Here is a 17,089-nt window from a genome sequence, read left to right as displayed (position 1 = left end):
AATGACTTCCACTTATCGATACCTCCCTGATACGAAACAAGATCAAGAGGAAATGCTCGCTTTTTTAAATATTTCTTCGATAGATGAGTTATTTGAAGATATTCCAGCTGAAATTCAACTAAACGGTGAGCTGCCTATTCCAGCGGCAGTGCCTGAGCCGCTTCTTTTGAAAAAAATGAATCAACTGGCTTCCAAAAATAAAAATGCTAATCATTACCCAACCTTTCTTGGTGCAGGAACTTATGATCACTATATTCCAAGTGTGGTCAATCATATGATTTCACGGTCCGAATTTTACACAGCCTATACACCATACCAACCGGAAATCAGCCAAGGTGAATTACAGGCGATTTTTGAATTCCAAACCATGGTTTGTGAACTGACGGGAATGGATGTGGCCAATTCTTCGATGTACGATGGTTTTACATCTCTTGCGGAAGCTGCATCACTTGCTGTTGCATCAACACGACGTTCCAAAGTACTTGTGTCAAAGGCAGTTCATCCTGAATCACGTGCCATTTTAAATACGGTATCAGATGGCCAAGGTTATATAGTTGAAGACGTCAATCTTACTGATGATGAGACAAGCTTAGTGAAGTTACAAGGACAAATTGATAAAAACACTGCTGCTGTTATTGTTCAATACCCAAACTTTTTCGGTTCCATTGAGGATCTAGCAGAAATTAAGAATATCGCGGATACAAAAGGAGCGCTTTTAATTGTAAGCGCCAATCCATTGGCACTGGCACTATTGCAGGCTCCTGGTAAACTTGGAGCAGACATTGTGATTGGGGATATGCAGCCATTAGGAATCCCGATGTCCTTCGGCGGCCCACATTGCGGTTATTTTACGGTAAGTAAGAAATTCATGCGAAAAATCCCAGGACGAATTGTCGGGCAAACGAAAGATGAAAAAGGACAACGCGGATTTGTATTAACCCTGCAAGCACGGGAACAACATATTCGCCGTGATAAAGCATCATCCAATATTTGTTCAAACCAAGCATTAAATGCACTTGCTTCTGCGGTTTGCATGAGTGCACTTGGAAAGCAAGGAATTCGTCATATGGCCCAATTAAACTTTGAAAAAGCAGATTACATGGCAAAATCTCTAAATAAAAAAGGCTTTACCATTATGAATAAAGCGCCATTCTTTAATGAATTTGTTGTTAAGCTTCCTCGTCCGGTAAAGGAAGTCAATGCCAAACTTCTTGAGGCAGGTATCATCGGTGGGTTTGATTTAGGAACGGATTACGGTTTAGAAAATCAAATGCTACTAGCAGTAACAGAGCAGAGGACAAAAGAAGAGATTGACCAATTTATCGAGGTATTGGAGGCAGTTGTAAATGGTTGAATATAATGACCTAATTTTTGAAATCAGTCGTCAAGGACGTGTTGGATCAAGCCTTCCGGAAAGTGACGTTGATACTGTTGATCTAAATGATAAACTTCCCAAGCATTTGATTCGTGACCTGCCAGCAGAACTCCCGGAAGTATCAGAGTTGCAGCTTGTTCGCCATTACACAGCGCTTTCGAATAAAAACCATGGGATCGATAATGGCTTCTATCCACTTGGTTCTTGTACGATGAAGTACAATCCGAAAATTAATGAAGATGTAGCACGTTTGGAAGGGTTTAGCCGCATTCATCCATACCAGCCAATTGAAACAGTACAAGGCGCACTAGAGGTCTTATATGAATTACAGGAAGAGTTAGCTGTCATCACAGGAATGGATGCAGTAACTTTACAGCCTTCAGCAGGAGCTCAAGGTGAATGGACAGGGTTAATGATGGTCAAAGCCTACCATAAGCAAAAAGGAGAGGTAAGAACGAAAGTCCTTGTACCAGACTCTGCACACGGAACAAACCCTGCAAGTGCATCGGTTGCCGGTTTTGAAACGATAACGATTCCATCCAATGAGCATGGGTTAGTCGATTTAGAAGAATTAAAGAAGCATGTAAATGATAATACAGCAGCACTGATGCTAACAAATCCAAATACTCTCGGCCTGTTTGAAAAAGAAATTGTAGAAATCGCCAAGGTTGTTCACGAAGCAGGCGGCTTATTATACTATGATGGAGCTAATGCGAATGCCATCTTAGGGAAATCTACTCCGGGTCAAATGGGCTTTGACATCGTGCACTTAAATCTTCATAAAACATTTACTACACCTCATGGGGGCGGCGGCCCAGGTGCAGGTCCAGTCGGTGTGAAAGAGAAACTGATTCCGTTTTTACCAGTACCGCGTGTTGAGAAAGTGAATGAGGTATATGTGCTAGATTCTAACCAACCGTTATCTATCGGTCGAGTTAAAGGATACTATGGAAACTTCGGTATTCTATTACGTGCGTACACCTATATTCGCACAATGGGACCTGAAGGGTTACGTCAAGTGTCGGAAAGTGCAGTACTACATGCGAATTATCTGCGCAAAAAACTCGAGCCGTATTTTGAAGCACCGTATTCACAAATTTGTAAGCATGAATTTGTGTTATCTGGATCAAGACAGAAAAAACTTGGTGTAAGAACACTTGATATGGCCAAACGTCTGCTTGATTTTGGCTACCATCCACCTACCATCTACTTCCCGCTAAATGTGGAGGAATGTTTGATGATTGAACCGACAGAAACAGAGTCAAAAGAAACACTAGATGCTTTTGCGGATGTCATGATTCAAATTGCAAAAGAAGTGGAAGAAAATCCAGGTGTCGTATTAGACGCACCACATACTACGGTTATTGGCCGCTTGGATGAAGTACAGGCAGCTAGAACACCAATCTTACGTTATACAAAAGAAGAAGCAGTAAAAAGAGAAACCGTAATGTCTTAAACGAATGGGTAAACATGAACCACTGAGAATGAAGATAAAGAGAAAATAAATTTTCTAACTATGTCATTCTTGGTGGTTTAAAATAAACCGAAAACTTCATGACTGTTCATAGGAGTGGAAGAGATGTCAATTGATCATGTTCGCAAACCAGAATGGCTAAAAATAAAATTAAATACGAATGAAGAGTATACTGGCTTAAAAAAAATGATGCGTGAAAAAAAGCTACATACGGTCTGCGAAGAAGCGAAATGTCCAAACATTCATGAATGCTGGGCGGAACGCAAAACCGCAACCTTTATGATTTTAGGAAGTATATGCACCCGTGCATGCCGTTTCTGTGCGGTTCAAACAGGGCTTCCGACAGAGTTGGATTGGGATGAGCCAGAGCGTGTTGCAGAGTCAGTGGAAAAAATGAGACTAAAGCATGTAGTGATTACCGCTGTTGCTCGTGATGATTTAAAAGATGGGGGAGCTGGGGTTTTTGCAGAAACAGTACGGGCAGTAAGACGGCGCAATCCATTTTGCAGCATTGAAGTTCTCCCGTCCGATATGAAGGGTGAATATGACAACTTAAAAACATTAATGGATGCCAGGCCAGACATTTTAAATCACAATATTGAGACAGTGAAACGTTTATCACCTAGAATTCGTTCACGGGCAACTTACGAACGTTCCCTTGAGTTTTTGAGCCGAGCAAAAGAAATGAATGCTACTATTCCAACAAAATCAAGCATTATGATTGGTCTAGGAGAAACAAAAGAAGAAATTATAGAAACAATGGACGATCTTCGTGCAAACAATGTAGATATTATGACAATCGGTCAATATTTGCAGCCAACCAAACATCATCTTAAAGTCCAAAAATACTGGAGTCCACAAGAATTTGAAGATCTAAAGAACATTGCCATGTCAAAAGGCTTTAGTCACTGCGAAGCAGGTCCGCTAGTACGCTCCTCTTATCATGCAGACGAACAGGTTAATGCAGCAAAAGCGAATGCGTAATCAATTAAAATAGGCGAATAAGGGGCGGGAAGTCCTATGATGATAAAAATGACAGAAGCAGCAATGAACAAGCTTAAGGAAATGTCGGTCAATAGAGAGCAAACTCCTCGGATTGACGCCGAGGTCGCTGGCGGATGCGGGATGACTGTTAAGTTTTCAATTGTTTTTGATGAGCCACGGCGAAATGATTTATGCATTGAGACGGATGGGATTCAGATTCGGTTGGATCGTTTTACAAAACGCTATTTAGATGAAGAAACACAAATTGATTATAGAGACGAACAAGGTTTTCTAGTTGGCGAAAGCTTTGCCTCTAGTGCATGTGCAATTGAATTCGATTAATTGGAAAATGGTTGATGTCTATTACTGAATGGAGCTAATAGCTATTTATAAAAATATTAAACCAAGTTTTCCTATAGATATAATTACATATTTTTATTAAAGGAGTCACGAAGATGACAAAAGAATATGATGTTGTTATTATCGGCGGTGGAACAGGCGGGTACGTTGCAGCCATTCGCGCCTCTCAATTAGGTTTAAAAGTGGCGGTCATTGAAAAAGGAAAATTAGGTGGAACATGCCTTCATGCTGGTTGTATCCCGAGTAAGGCCTTATTAAGAAGCGCAGAAGTGTACGCTCAAACAAAAAACGTAGATAAGTATGGTGTTATTGCCTCAGAAGTTGGACTTGATTTCTCAAAAGTACAGGCTCGGAAAGAAGAAATTACGGCCCAGCTATTTAAAGGTGTCCAGCATTTAATGAAAAAAGGAAAGATCGATGTTTATGATGGGAAAGGTAGTATTTTGCAGTCAAAAGATGTTCAAGTGGAATTGAATAACCAAGAAGAGGAAATCATTTTAAGCCCCCGGAATATTTTGATTGCAACAGGCTCTCGTCCAAGAACACTCCATGGTCTTGAAGTAGATGAAAGGTATGTGATGACATCGGATGAAGCCTTAAAAATGGAGACGCTTCCAAAATCAATTATCATTGTTGGCGGCGGAGTGATTGGAATCGAATGGGCATCGATGCTCGTGGACTTCGGATTACAAGTAACCGTACTTGAATATGCCGACCGTATATTACCAACAGAAGATCAAGATGTATCAAAGGAAATCCAGCGTTTAATGAAGAAAAAAGGTGTGAAAATCGTCACTAGTGCAAAGGTACTGCCTGAGACACTTGAAAAAGGTGAAGGTGTTTCGATTAAAGCAGAGCATAAAGGAAAAGAAACGCCATTTTCTGCTGATAAGCTTTTAGTTTCCGTAGGGCGATTACCAAATACGGAAGGCATTGGGCTTGAAAAAACTACCATTGATCTGGATCGTGATTTTATTAAAACAAATGAGTTTTATCAAACGAATGAACCAAACATATACGCTATAGGTGATGTGATTGGCGGCCTTCAGCTTGCCCATGTTGCCTCACATGAAGGAATCATCGCGATTGAACATATGGCAGGAGAAAACCCTGCACCACTTGATTCGACTCTTGTTTCAAAATGTGTATACAGCAGCCCAGAAGTAGCAAGTGTTGGGCTCACAGAAGGAGAAGCAAAGGGAAAAGGGTATCAAGTAAAAACTGGTAAATTTTCATTCCGTGCAATCGGAAAGGCATTGGTTTTTGGTGAATCAGATGGTTTTGTCAAACTGGTTGTTGAAGAAGGAACGAATAAGCTGTTAGGAGCTCATATGGTAGGTCCTCATGTAACGGATATGATTACAGAAATTAGCCTCGCTCGTGTATTAAACGCAACAGCCATGGATATTGCTCATACAATCCATCCCCACCCGACATTAGCTGAAGCAATTGGTGAAGCTGCCCTTGCCATAGATGGAAAGGCAATTCATGCATAGAATAACATCAATCATAATCCTAAGGATGGTGGAAGAGAAATGAACACAAAGGTAAAGCTGAACCGTGCAAAATTATTAATTTCTTGTCCGGAAAAGCCGGGGATCATCTCGACGGTAACGAATTTTTTATTAGAACACAAAGCGAATATTGTACATTTTGACCAACATACAACGGATCCCCAAGCAGGAATTTTCTTTATGCGGATCGAGTTTGATCTGGAAGAATTTGATTCTACATTTGAAAAACTTGAAAAAGATCTACATGAGATGGCGCAAGATTATGCTTTGGATTGGCAATTGAGCAGTAATGAAAGAAGAAAGCGAATGGCCATCTTTGTTTCCAAAGCGGACCACTGTCTAAGTGAGCTTTTATGGCGGTGGAAATCTAATGAAATTCCTGTGGATATCCCTATGGTGATCAGTAATCATACTGATTTAAAAGAATTGGTTGAGGGTTATGGCATCCCTTTTTATCATATCCCGCTGTCTCAAGAAACGAAAGGAGATGCCGAACAGAAAGCACTTGAACTATTGAAAGGGAAAGTAGATTTTATTGTTCTGGCCAGGTATATGCAAATTCTTTCTCCTAATTTCATTTCGCATTATCCTAAACAAATCATTAACATCCATCACTCATTCTTACCGGCTTTTGTTGGGGCAAATCCTTATGTAAGAGCGTTTAACCGAGGGGTGAAGTTAATAGGAGCAACTGCCCATTATGTAACAAATGATCTTGATGAAGGACCAATTATTGAACAAGATGTACAGCGTATTAATCATCGCTATACAGTAGCGGATTTAAAGACTGCGGGACGTCATGTGGAAAAAAGAGTTCTCGCCGAAGCCGTTTCCTGGCATGTTGAAGATAAAGTACTTGTTCATGGAAATAAAACGATTGTATTTGCATGAGTGGGTTTCATAAGGTGGTTGCCCCTGTTTAAATGGTCATTTGGAATCGGAAGATAGGAGCCTAAAAATGGCTCAAAAGATAAGGATGAGAGGATATCGGGGGATTTTCGGAAACACATGTAAACGAAGATCCTAGGAGATGGTGCTAATGGCAGGAGATGAACATGTACTGGACTTTATTCATATCGTTTTAGCTATTCTTTGGATATTGATTTTTCTTCAAAATAAACGAAAGCGTACCTTAACCTACACACATATCATGCTGCTGCTTTTTGCCGTGGGTATATTACTTAATTCACTAGTGAAGTGGTCATAAAGGCTAACCTTCAAATTTGCAAATGAAAAAAACGCTCAAATTGAGCGTTTTTTTAAATCATTCTATTAACGGAAGTCCGCTTTAAATTCGCCAGTCATTTTTTGGTGGCCGTTGTTTTCTTCAAAGAATTGCTCTTGTTCTAAGTCGAAACGGTTCATAATTGGTAAATCGTTTACTGAAAAGAGGTAAGAGTCTTCTGATGCAGAGTGTTCATACCAAGCCCAGTTTGGAACAACGAAGTAATCGCCTTTTTTCCAATCGAATCGAATGCCATTAATGACTGTGTGACCTGAGCCTTTGTGTACTTGGTAAACAGTTGAGTGTGTATGGCGTAATGCCTTTGTTTGGAACCCATGTGGTAAATGCTGCATTCGAGTGCCAAGCGTCGGGTTCGCCGATTTACCTGTAGATGGGTTAATGTAATCTACTGCATATCCATGATGTGGATTTGGATCGAATTCCATCAAGCCTTTAATTCCTTCTAGCGTTCGATCCCATTTATAATTAGCAAGTGGAGCAACTGTGAATTTTTCATCACCAACAGGACGAACCATGCCGCCACGATAACGAATCTCTGAAAAGTTATCCGGAATATCTGGTTGTTGTAAACCATCTTCATAAGGTTCAAAGAAGGTACCACCGATTGCGTAAAGAGTAGGGATATCTAAAGCATCCATCCAATACATCGGCTCTGTACCTAAATGGGCATGCCCATGCCATAAGCCCTTTGGAGTAATTAAAAAGTCGCCTTCTTCCATGAAAATACGCTGACCTTGTACGATCGTGTATGCACCTGATCCTTCAGAAATGAAGCGCAAGGCACTTTGTGAGTGACGGTGCGAGGGAGCTTGCTCACCAGGCAATAACATTTGAATAGCTGCATAAATCGTTTGAGTAGTAGATCCCCATCCCCAAGGTTCACGATAAGTTAAGCCAGGATTTTGGAAATAAATCGCACGGCGTTCCCCACCGCGTTCTGGTGTGAAGATTTGAGCGGCTTCAGCCATTTTCTTTTTGAGCAATTCATCGCTCCAAAGATAAGCTTGTGCCTGAGGCTTTGGCGTTTTGTGCATAATTGCTGGAATTGCTTCCCAAAGAGGTCCTAAGTTGTATTGTTGAATATCTCTTGTGTAATCGGTTACAATCGAGCTTTTCATAAACTCCTGAACTTCTGGATTTACTTCAGCCATTTCACATTCTCCTTTATTATTCAAATCTTATAGCGAAAAGGGGGGCAGCGTATGCTGCTAGACCCCTTGCAAATCCTAATTATACAGTGGCTAAGACTTCAGTTGCCTTTACTTTATTTTCAAGGGCACCAATTTGGTCGATTTCAATACGAACGACGTCTCCATCTTTTAAGAATTGCTGAGGATCCATTGCAAATCCAACGCCTCCAGGGGTTCCTGTTAATACAACATCTCCTGGCTCTAATGTCATTAAATTTGATAAGAAAGAGACTAATTTTTGAACGGAGAATACTAGATTGGCAGTATTCGTTTTTTGACGTACTTCCCCATTTACTTTTAGGACAACATCTAAGCCCGATGGATTTTGTAATTCATCTGAAGTTACTAAATATGGTCCCATTGGTGCACTGCCATCAACTGTTTTTCCTTGTAACCATTGAATAGTGCGGCGTTGAATATCACGATAGGTTACGTCATTTGTAATTGTATAACCTGCTACATAGTCTAATGCATCTTCTTCGGAAACATTGCGGGCTTGTTTGCCAACAACAAATGTAAACTCTGCCTCATAGTCAAGTTTGTCAGAAATTGGATAGTGTGGAATATCGTCCTCAGGCCCTAAGATTGTATTAGCAAATTTTGCAAAAATAACTGGGTGGGATGGGAGTTCACGCCCCATTTCTAAAATGTGCTCGCGATAGTTGTGACCCACACAAATAATTTTGCCTGGTCGCCCGACAGGTGCTTCTACCTTAACTTCCTCGCGATTGTAAATCACTTTTTTATCAAAGCTTTCAGGATTAGCTAAAATGAAATCGATTGCATTTTGCGCTAGTTGCAGCGACTCTTTACCACCTTGGTATAACTCGTCTGTATTTTCTGGCACATATGCTTTTGCGATGGCTTCGAAACGGTACTTTCCTTCTGTTTTTAACTGTGCTTGGTACGCATAGTTTAAGTCGATTACTTGGTTGTCCACGATTGCCCCTGCACGAGTATGCCCAGCGACAGTAAAATTAATAAGTTTCATTGTTGTCCTCCTTGTTTTCATTAATTGTGAAACTAGTTCACTATTTATAAAAAATATTAATAGGTTTTGATAAGATTGTCAATATTATTTGTTTTCAGAAAAAATAAAATTTCTATTATCATTTCATATCTCCTCAAATATCCAGGATTACAAAGTAAAAAGCATAAACTTCTATAGAAGAACTCCATGCTAAAACGTAGATGGAAGAGTAGGAGATTATTTTATAAAACCATAATATTCTGAAATTTCCTTTGCGGTTTTGAGAACGTATTGTCCAATCGGATGGTCCGCTGATTTTGGTACTGTCTCAGTAATACCAACGATGGTAATGGCACCGAGCAGTTCATTGTTGAAATTTAATAAAGGGACACTAAAAGAAGAGACATGATTGATTAGCGGTTCAGTTTTTGATACAAAAAACAACTCTCTTGTTTTTTCCTTTTCAACTAGATATTGCTGTAATTCACTTTCATTGAGCTTGGCTAATTCTTCTTCTTCCCACTCTTTCATGAGGACATCTTTTTCAAAAGTAGAAAAAACGACACCGGTTGAGGAGGAAAGAGGCAAGTGTGTCCCCATTTGTGCTCCGATATTTATTCCATAATCTGCACTTAAAATATATGAAATGAGTGGGCCTTTTATCGAAGGAATAGCCAGTAGTACTGTTAAGCTCGTGTGCTCGGTGATCTTTTTGAAATAGGGTATAACCACTTCAATTAAAGAAGTTTGACCTAAAGCAATATTTCCTAACTGTACTAATTTATGTCCAAGCGTATACGTGTTCGTATGAGGATTACGATTGATTAATCCAAATTGGCATAGTGTTGCTAAATATTTATATAAATTACCTTTTGTCATAGAAGTTCGGTTTTGAATATCAGTAAACTTTAGAGGCTCTTTATCCATTGCTAAGGTTTCTAATATGTTTAACGCAATTTGTAATGACTGAATACCGGTAGCTTTCGTTTCAATTGTCATAATGATCCCCCTGTTTTCAATTGATATTGGATAGTGTTGTAGAAAAATTGAATAAAAGAAATTTCAGAATTAAAAATTTTTGTATTGACGAAATAGTGAAAGATGATTTAAAGTTTACTTATCAAGAACAATGTTCACTATTTGTAGAAGATAATAACCTATTTGGGAGGAATTTTCAATGACTAATGTAAGCGATATTATTGTAGTAGGTGGAGGAATCGGTGGTTTAGCCGTAGCCCTATCAATCCAGGAATCTGGTAAATCAGTAGCAATTTTTGAGCAAGCACCTGAATTTGGAGAAGTAGGTGCAGGTATTCAGTTAGCACCAAACGCGTTAGAAGTGTTAGACCGTCTAGGAGTAAAGGAAGAAATTTTAAAGCATGCGGTAGTACCAAAACGTCTTGTTCTAAAAGATGTTTATACTGCAGAAGAGTTAGCAACTCTTGATTTAGGGGAAGATTTCCAAAAAGAATTCGGTCAGCCATATATCGTATTGCATCGCTCTGACTTACACAGAGTTCTTTATGAAGCATGTCAAAAAAGCAGCAATATCAAATTTTTTACAAACCAAACCATTCAAACCGCAGAACAAAATGGTGATACTGTAACAGTTGTCAACCAAAATGGTGAAACGTTTAGTGCAGCAGCAGTGATTGGTGCGGATGGGGTAAAATCAAACATGCGTAAGCTATTGATTGAAGATGAACCAGTAAACTCTGCGTATGTAGCTTACCGTGGAACGATTCCAATTGAAGAAGTGGCTAATAACTCAAACTTAGACTTAGATGATGTCATCATGTGGATTGGGCCAAACCTGCACTTAGTACAATATCCAGTTCGTCGTGGAGAGCTTTACAACCAAGTAGTGGTATTTAAATCATATGATGCTACTGTAGAAGACTGGGGAAATCCAGAAGAACTAACACGTCGGTTTGAAAATAGTCATCCAAAAGTTCAAAACGCTTTAACTTATATTAACCGTCAATTCCGTTGGCAAATGTATGACCGTCAACCAATCGACAATTGGACAAAAGGCAACATTACACTATTAGGGGATTCTGGTCATGCTATGCTTCAATATTTAGCTCAAGGCGGCGTTCAAGCATTTGAAGATGCATTTGTCCTAGGTGCGAAATTAAAAGAACATAATACTTACGAAGAAGCATTTAAAGCATACCAAGAAATGCGAATTCCACGTTCTGCAATGGTACAAACAACAGCACGTAAATGGGGCGAAATCATTCACGCGGAGGACCCAACGACCATTTCACTTCGCAACTTTATTTTCGAACAACACAAACCAACTGATTACAAGATTGTTGATTTCTTATATGGCTATTTCAATAAAAATTACCAACGTGTCGATTGCTAATTTACAACTTTACGCAAATCAAAAATGCGTTAGAGCCAACTCTAGCGCATTTTTAATCTATTCTTATAATACTATTTAGCACGAAAGTGTTGAAAGTTCACAATAAGTGAATTGAAGGGGGCGTATTCTATGACAACAGCAGTACTGAATGAAAAATTGGAAACTTTTAAAAAGAGTATAGATGATATTGTAGCAGTAGTGAAAAATACGGAAGAGGCGACACTTTATGTTAAACCTTCTGAAAAAGAATGGTCCGCCATGCAAATTGTTTCTCATATTTTAGAAGCGGTAGATTTTTGGGTAGCCGATTTGGAAGCATTGTTAGTTGTTCCAGGTGCAAAATGGGGACGGAATCATGAACATGTACGTCGTTTAGCTGCAGTAGATGAAAACGTTGTATCTCGTATTAAGAAAGAGTATGCCATAAGTAAACTACTAAACTTAGTACCGAAGGTTGAGGCAGCACTTGCTAGAGTTAAAGAAGAGGATCTAGTAAAAACAGCTTCAAGTTATAACCCAAACTTTGACGGAAAACCGTTATCATTCTTAGTCGACCATTTAATCGTTCAGCACGTAACAGGTCATTACGGGCAAATGGTACGTCATTTAGAAAAAGTTCGATAAACAAAACTATATAATAACTTCTTTTAAAGCTCCTAATTTTGCAGGAGCTTTATTTTTGTATGATTACCAACCAATGATTGGACTTAAATAACAGGAAGTGGGAAAAAATGCCTTTGAACAGTTCGAAAATATTACAATTTTATGAAAACTATTATTAAGACATAGTTTATATGAATAGGAATGATATAATTTTCATGTCCACTACCATTCCTTTTTTGAATTCCTCGTTTTCATCACAATTGATTCTACAGTTTTATGATTCTATAATGATTTTTCCAATTTATCCTTTCTACATTTTGTTATCTTAAAAAGACTTCAATCAGATGTTAATGCAGATATTGAATTGCTTTTTAGTGAAGTTACAAGCGTGAAGCGAAAAGTGAATTAACTTGAACATTCCAATAGGTATTAGGATCAGTTTCCGAATAAAAATGAAGGTTAATTCTTTGGAATTTATGAACATAACTTTGGACCCGAGTTAATGAAAGGATTGATGATATGATGGGTAAACCAGAAACCGTTGAAAAGATAGTAGAGTTTGAACAGTCTGTTACCAAAACAAAAAAATTTCGGCTTGATTATCCTGTGTCTGAAGACTTAAGGCGGGTTATGGTAAGTGACGTTTTTAGGGATTTTATGATTTATGCTTTTGATCTATATTATGATAATGAAAATCTGTCATTGCTTAAGGAATTTGTGGCGGAACATAAACCTAAGACGGATAAACAGCAAGGATTACTTGACAATTTGTTTTGGTGGCGATTAATGTATGATTCCGGATCGCATCAAGTGAATAGCTGTTTTGATGATTATATTTCCGATAAACACTATACACTCAGAGACAAGCCTTTCATTAAATCTTGGCTAAGGGAGTGTAATAAGGCAGTACCAAAATTCTATTTTATTGGCCATAAATATAATGATCGTTCCTTTGTGGCTATTGATATTCTAACTCATGAATCTCTGGAAATCATTGTGTATGATCCAACTGCTATCCCTCCTAAAGAAGGGGGATTCGCCATGGCGACATTAATCCCGTTAGGCGGCGGATTATATTTCCCAATTGTTGATTTTTATCATTTCGATTATGAGGCAAGAGAAGCAATGGCCAGCTGCCTGCATCACCATTATGAAAAACATTTAAAAACTTCATCAATGAAAGAGGCATTTTTCCACGTAGTATCCGTTATGCTGCAAATAGAAAGAATGATCTTCATGAAAACTCAGGAAACATTCTCTTCAAAATAAATTCTTCAATTCGAAAAATCCCTTACTCATCTCTTCTCAGATTATGAATCCTTAATTTTAATAAAGAAAAATAAAAGAAAGGGAATACAAAATTTAACAACTTGTTCATAAATTGGTAATATCTTATGGAAATCCTATCATCTGTAATACCCAAACCATTTTAGGAGGATATCACATGATGAGAAAGATGAAGAGGACCTGTATTTGTGTAATGGTTTTATTGTTTGGATTTCTAGGTTCAGTGCAGGTTTTTGCAACTACAGAGGATAACGCACAAGTAAAGGCAACAGAAGCCCATGGTCGAGGTCATTTTAAATACGACCCTGAGTTTATTAAAAAGCAGGCCGAATCGCTAGGGATTGACACCAAAGGGAAGGACATAGATTCATTGGAGAAAGAAGTCCGAGATACAGTAATCAAAAAAGAAGCGAAAGAGTTGGGTATTTCGATTGAAGGCAAAGAACTATATGATTTAGCCAATGAAGTTCGTGAAACCCACATAAAAAAAGTGGCCAAGGATTTAGGAATCTCGACTAATGGCAAAGAATTAAAGGATTTAGTCCATGAAATTCGTGAGATTCAGATTAAAAAAGACGCTAAAGAACTAGGCATTTCTATTGAAAATAAAAATCTTCGTAAAGTAGCCCATGAAGTTCGAGAAAAACGAATTTTCCAAGCTGCAAAAAAATTGGGGATAGAAACAAAAAATAAATCCGCGAATGAAGTTTTTAAGGAAATCATGACGAATCACGCAGATAAGGTTAAGGAGTTAAATCTTTTTCCAACTAAAGAAGGTAAGATTTTTTTCTTTGACCTGTCAAAAGAAAATTAGTTCAGGTTGGAGAGACTTAATCATAGGAATTCCCTTTTAATAAAAAATCCGGCATCATCCATTTCTCTGGATGGTGCCGGATTTTTTAAATACACTGCATATGAAAAAGCTTATTTTAAAAATAGTTTAATGATAAAGTACTGAATCAAACCTAAAAAGGCTAAAAAGGAAAAATTATATAGACTAAATTTAATTAAATATTTTTTACTCTCGGTTGGATTTGCCTGAATGTATAGTTTGTAAGAAATTACACTGGCTAATGAAGCAACAATGGTCCCAAGTCCGCCAATATTAACTCCCAATAATAAAGGTTTCCAATCTGTTGTGAATTCTGCCAGGAGGATAGAAGCAGGGACATTACTTATAAATTGACTTAAAAATATCGAACTAAAATAGACGGAAGTAGTGCCTTTCAAATTTGCACTGGCAAATGCTTGTAATGTGTTTGAATTGGAAATATTTCCGATAAAGATAAAAAAACAGATAAAGGTAAACAGCAATAGATAATCAATTTTTATCAATAATTTTACATTCAAAATGATCACGGATATGAATGTAACCACGAAGGCAACCTGGTAACTGACCATTCCAAAAATTGAAGCGATGATTATTGCTAGGATTAATCCCCAGACAGCTGGTTTTTTCCAATCGTCTAATAGAATGGGAGTAAAAACTACTTTCAAGTCTCTATTTTGCATTCTTTTTATAAGGATATATATAGAACATATCCCAAGGACAGCCATGAATAGGACGGTCGAAAAAAAGGGCAATGGCTTGATTCCATAATGAGAATAAATGAACAAATTTTGAGGATTTCCCATTGGTGTTAAACTGCTTCCAATATTGGCTGCAATAGTTTGCAGGATAATCGTCTCCATCATGGGAATTTTGGTTTTTCTGCTACTAACAAGAGTCAAAGGTACAAAAGTAAGCAGTGCCACATCGTTCGTCACAAACATTGAAGTAAAAAAACATAACAAAATTAATATGGCTGAAACGGACCGGCTATTATTACATTTATTAATGATAGCTATAGCGAGTTTATCAAGAAATCTAAGTTCTTCCAACGCCTTTATGGTTAGCATCAGGCTAAATAAAATAAATAACACTTGAAAATTGATATACTCCAATTTTGGAGGATAAATTAAAGAGCTTGTCGCTGCTAAAATAAGTGAAATGGTAAAGACCATGTCTTTTTTTAGAAAACTAAATTTCAGTTTGATACTTTTATTTTTTTGTATTAGTACAGATTCTTTCACAGTACACCACCGATAGTAGAAAGGATATAATAACTATATGATTCTAACATGTACAGTTATGGTTGGAAACCTATCGATGATAATACCTAAAATTAGTAATGATTTATAACAAAAATTGTTGGTATTGTCTAAAATGTAAAGGGTTCTAAATTCTATTTGATTATACATATTGTTTAAATACTTGGAGGTGGTCATCTGGAAACGATTCGAAATATGTTTAAGCATTTACATTGGTCTAATCATCGAATTCTTGAAGCCTTGAAAAATATGGAAGGAGAGAACAAACAAGTTAAGAATCTATTCTCACATCTGCTTTTGGCAGAACATGTGTGGTTTACTAGGTTAAAAGGATCGGACAGTTCCAAATTACCTATTTGGGCAGAGGTCAGTTTAGAAGCCTGTGCAGAACTTGTTAATCAAAATCTGAAAAACTTTAAAGAACTTCTTTCTGGTTTATCCAATTCTGATCTCGAACAGATCGTTTTATACAGAAATAGTAAAGGCAGAGAGTTTCAAAATTCGATAAGGGATATATTGACCCATGTTGCATTACATGGTCAATATCACCGAGGACAGATCAATCTACTTCTGAGAGTTAATGAAAGCGAACCTGTTAATGTAGACTTTGTTACTTTTAGGAGATAGAAGAGGGGAATAAATGGTGAACGCCAGAAAGCAAAAGAAGTTCCTGGTACCAGGAACTTCTTTTTGACCAGGCTACAGTTGGGTTTGGATCCGTTATCATAGGGTTGCCAGGCGACACCCTTAAGGTGAGTGGTTCGTAATACGCAGTAAAAGCAATCATTCCGGTTCCTTCACAACGAACATTAAATAACCCGCCTGCCATCATTCCGACAATTTTCTTCATTTTTCTCCACAGGAATTTCAAATTGAGGGGTAGACAATTACGAAAATGAATAAGACATTGAAGTGAACTTAATAATAATGATATTCAGGCAGAAAAAGTCCTATTATTACAGGCAGGGATCCAAATCTTTCTCCTGATGAAGAAAAATCTTTATTTAGGTTTTTAATAATTCCAAAGACAAATTATCGTAAAGGAGTAATGAAAATGGTTAAAGAAAATCAGTATGTTGCAGCTGCGCTTTCACCTAATTTGATTAATGAAATTCAATCACTAGAAGAAAAAATAAGCGAGCAAGCTCATAAAAAAGTAGTAGTTATTGCGTACGAAAATGATGAAAATTAATTAATTAGTGATTTTCAGGGGAAATAGGACGTATATTTCTTTTTTTGCAAGGCTAGAATCAAATATTCATAATAAGCTAAAACCTTCATAAATTTGAAGGTTTTTCTTTATCGTAAGATTTGCCTCTCTCAAAACTTTTTAGACGAATTTTATTCATTTGAGTTAAATGGACTTGAATATCTGTTAGAACTTGAAGTTGATTTTCATTTCTTGTTTCTTTGTTTAAAGCTGTGTAAACCTATCTAATATAGTAGTTGGTGATATTGTACAAGTTTTTCGCGAACAATTAATGTTCCGGCTGAATTTACCCCTCCCTCACAAAGAACATACGTTCTATTTATATCCTCATTATACCAAAGAATTTCAAAGAATGTATAATAAAATTACTTGCATTATCCTAAAAAACGAACAAAAAACAGCTTATTTCCCCAT

General features: G+C 37.6%; 17 protein-coding genes and 1 pseudogene. 13 read left to right on the top strand and 5 right to left on the bottom strand.

Features of this window, described 5'->3' with window-relative positions:
- Window position 1: 1 nt before the first annotated feature.
- The 7 genes from gcvPA (at window position 2) to J7E66_RS24145 (ending at window position 6,914) form a co-directional block, all read left to right on the top strand.
- Complete coding sequence (gcvPA, locus tag J7E66_RS24175; RefSeq protein ID WP_215004551.1) at window positions 2–1,354, top strand: aminomethyl-transferring glycine dehydrogenase subunit GcvPA; 1,353 nt, start codon at window positions 2–4, stop codon at window positions 1,352–1,354.
- Window positions 1,347–2,831 carry an aminomethyl-transferring glycine dehydrogenase subunit GcvPB gene (gene gcvPB, locus J7E66_RS24170; protein ID WP_215004549.1) on the top strand — a complete coding sequence of 495 codons (1,485 nt, stop codon included), beginning with the start codon at window positions 1,347–1,349 and terminating at the stop codon, window positions 2,829–2,831. The genes gcvPA and gcvPB overlap by 8 nt, the downstream gene beginning before the upstream one ends.
- 123 nt (window positions 2,832–2,954) lie before the next feature.
- Entirely contained in the window at window positions 2,955–3,833 is an 879-nt protein-coding gene (gene lipA, locus J7E66_RS24165; RefSeq protein WP_215004547.1) for a lipoyl synthase, read from the top strand.
- 36 nt (window positions 3,834–3,869) lie between these two features.
- Complete coding sequence (locus tag J7E66_RS24160; protein ID WP_215004545.1) at window positions 3,870–4,175, top strand: HesB/IscA family protein; 306 nt, start codon at window positions 3,870–3,872, stop codon at window positions 4,173–4,175.
- Between the two features lie 113 nt (window positions 4,176–4,288).
- Entirely contained in the window at window positions 4,289–5,689 is a 1,401-nt protein-coding gene (gene lpdA / locus J7E66_RS24155; protein ID WP_215004543.1) for a dihydrolipoyl dehydrogenase, read from the top strand.
- 39 nt (window positions 5,690–5,728) lie between these two features.
- On the top strand, window positions 5,729–6,598 hold the full coding sequence (gene purU / locus J7E66_RS24150; RefSeq protein ID WP_215004541.1) for a formyltetrahydrofolate deformylase: 870 nt from the start codon (window positions 5,729–5,731) through the stop codon (window positions 6,596–6,598).
- A 148-nt stretch (window positions 6,599–6,746) separates the two neighbouring features.
- Entirely contained in the window at window positions 6,747–6,914 is a 168-nt protein-coding gene (locus J7E66_RS24145; protein ID WP_215004539.1) for a hypothetical protein, read from the top strand.
- 65 nt (window positions 6,915–6,979) lie between these two features.
- On the opposite strand, the gene J7E66_RS24140 is transcribed toward J7E66_RS24145, so the two are convergent.
- From J7E66_RS24140 to J7E66_RS24130, 3 genes are all read right to left on the bottom strand, one after another.
- Entirely contained in the window at window positions 6,980–8,104 is a 1,125-nt protein-coding gene (locus J7E66_RS24140) for a cupin domain-containing protein (RefSeq protein ID WP_215004537.1), read from the bottom strand.
- A 79-nt stretch (window positions 8,105–8,183) separates the two neighbouring features.
- Entirely contained in the window at window positions 8,184–9,134 is a 951-nt protein-coding gene (locus J7E66_RS24135) for a fumarylacetoacetate hydrolase family protein (RefSeq protein WP_215004535.1), read from the bottom strand.
- Between the two features lie 216 nt (window positions 9,135–9,350).
- Window positions 9,351–10,112, bottom strand: coding sequence for an IclR family transcriptional regulator (locus J7E66_RS24130; RefSeq protein WP_215004533.1), 762 nt, complete (start codon window positions 10,110–10,112; stop codon window positions 9,351–9,353).
- A 178-nt stretch (window positions 10,113–10,290) separates the two neighbouring features.
- On the opposite strand from J7E66_RS24130, the gene J7E66_RS24125 reads away from it, so the two are divergent.
- The 4 genes from J7E66_RS24125 to J7E66_RS24110 all read left to right on the top strand — a co-directional run bounded on the left by J7E66_RS24125 (window position 10,291) and on the right by J7E66_RS24110 (window position 14,188).
- Window positions 10,291–11,484, top strand: a complete 1,194-nt coding sequence (locus tag J7E66_RS24125) for an FAD-dependent monooxygenase (RefSeq protein ID WP_215004531.1) — start codon at window positions 10,291–10,293, stop codon at window positions 11,482–11,484.
- A 129-nt stretch (window positions 11,485–11,613) separates the two neighbouring features.
- Window positions 11,614–12,108, top strand: a complete 495-nt coding sequence (locus J7E66_RS24120) for a DinB family protein (RefSeq protein WP_215004529.1) — start codon at window positions 11,614–11,616, stop codon at window positions 12,106–12,108.
- A gap of 498 nt (window positions 12,109–12,606) precedes the next feature.
- Complete coding sequence (locus J7E66_RS24115; RefSeq protein WP_215004527.1) at window positions 12,607–13,356, top strand: hypothetical protein; 750 nt, start codon at window positions 12,607–12,609, stop codon at window positions 13,354–13,356.
- 175 nt (window positions 13,357–13,531) lie between these two features.
- Window positions 13,532–14,188, top strand: a complete 657-nt coding sequence (locus J7E66_RS24110) for a hypothetical protein (protein ID WP_215004525.1) — start codon at window positions 13,532–13,534, stop codon at window positions 14,186–14,188.
- Between the two features lie 110 nt (window positions 14,189–14,298).
- Here the strand turns inward: J7E66_RS24110 and J7E66_RS24105 are convergent, their stop codons facing one another.
- Window positions 14,299–15,447 carry an SLC13 family permease gene (locus tag J7E66_RS24105; protein ID WP_215004523.1) on the bottom strand — a complete coding sequence of 383 codons (1,149 nt, stop codon included), beginning with the start codon at window positions 15,445–15,447 and terminating at the stop codon, window positions 14,299–14,301.
- 213 nt (window positions 15,448–15,660) lie between these two features.
- On the opposite strand from J7E66_RS24105, the gene J7E66_RS24100 reads away from it, so the two are divergent.
- Complete coding sequence (locus J7E66_RS24100) at window positions 15,661–16,092, top strand: DinB family protein (protein WP_251033116.1); 432 nt, start codon at window positions 15,661–15,663, stop codon at window positions 16,090–16,092.
- Window positions 16,093–16,156: 64 nt separating this feature from the next.
- Here J7E66_RS24100 and J7E66_RS24095 read toward each other — a convergent pair.
- Window positions 16,157–16,315 (bottom strand): annotated as a pseudogene (locus tag J7E66_RS24095) (AIM24 family protein); the annotation flags it as partial.
- A 204-nt stretch (window positions 16,316–16,519) separates the two neighbouring features.
- Here J7E66_RS24095 and J7E66_RS24090 point away from each other — a divergent pair.
- Window positions 16,520–16,657 (top strand): hypothetical protein, encoded by a 138-nt coding sequence (locus J7E66_RS24090; protein ID WP_215004520.1) that lies wholly within the window; start codon window positions 16,520–16,522, stop codon window positions 16,655–16,657.
- Window positions 16,658–17,089 lie beyond the last annotated feature (432 nt).

Source organism: Bacillus sp. ISL-7, assembly GCF_018613065.1.
Note: the sequence above shows the minus strand (reverse complement) of the source record. Positions and strands in the feature narration are given on the sequence as shown.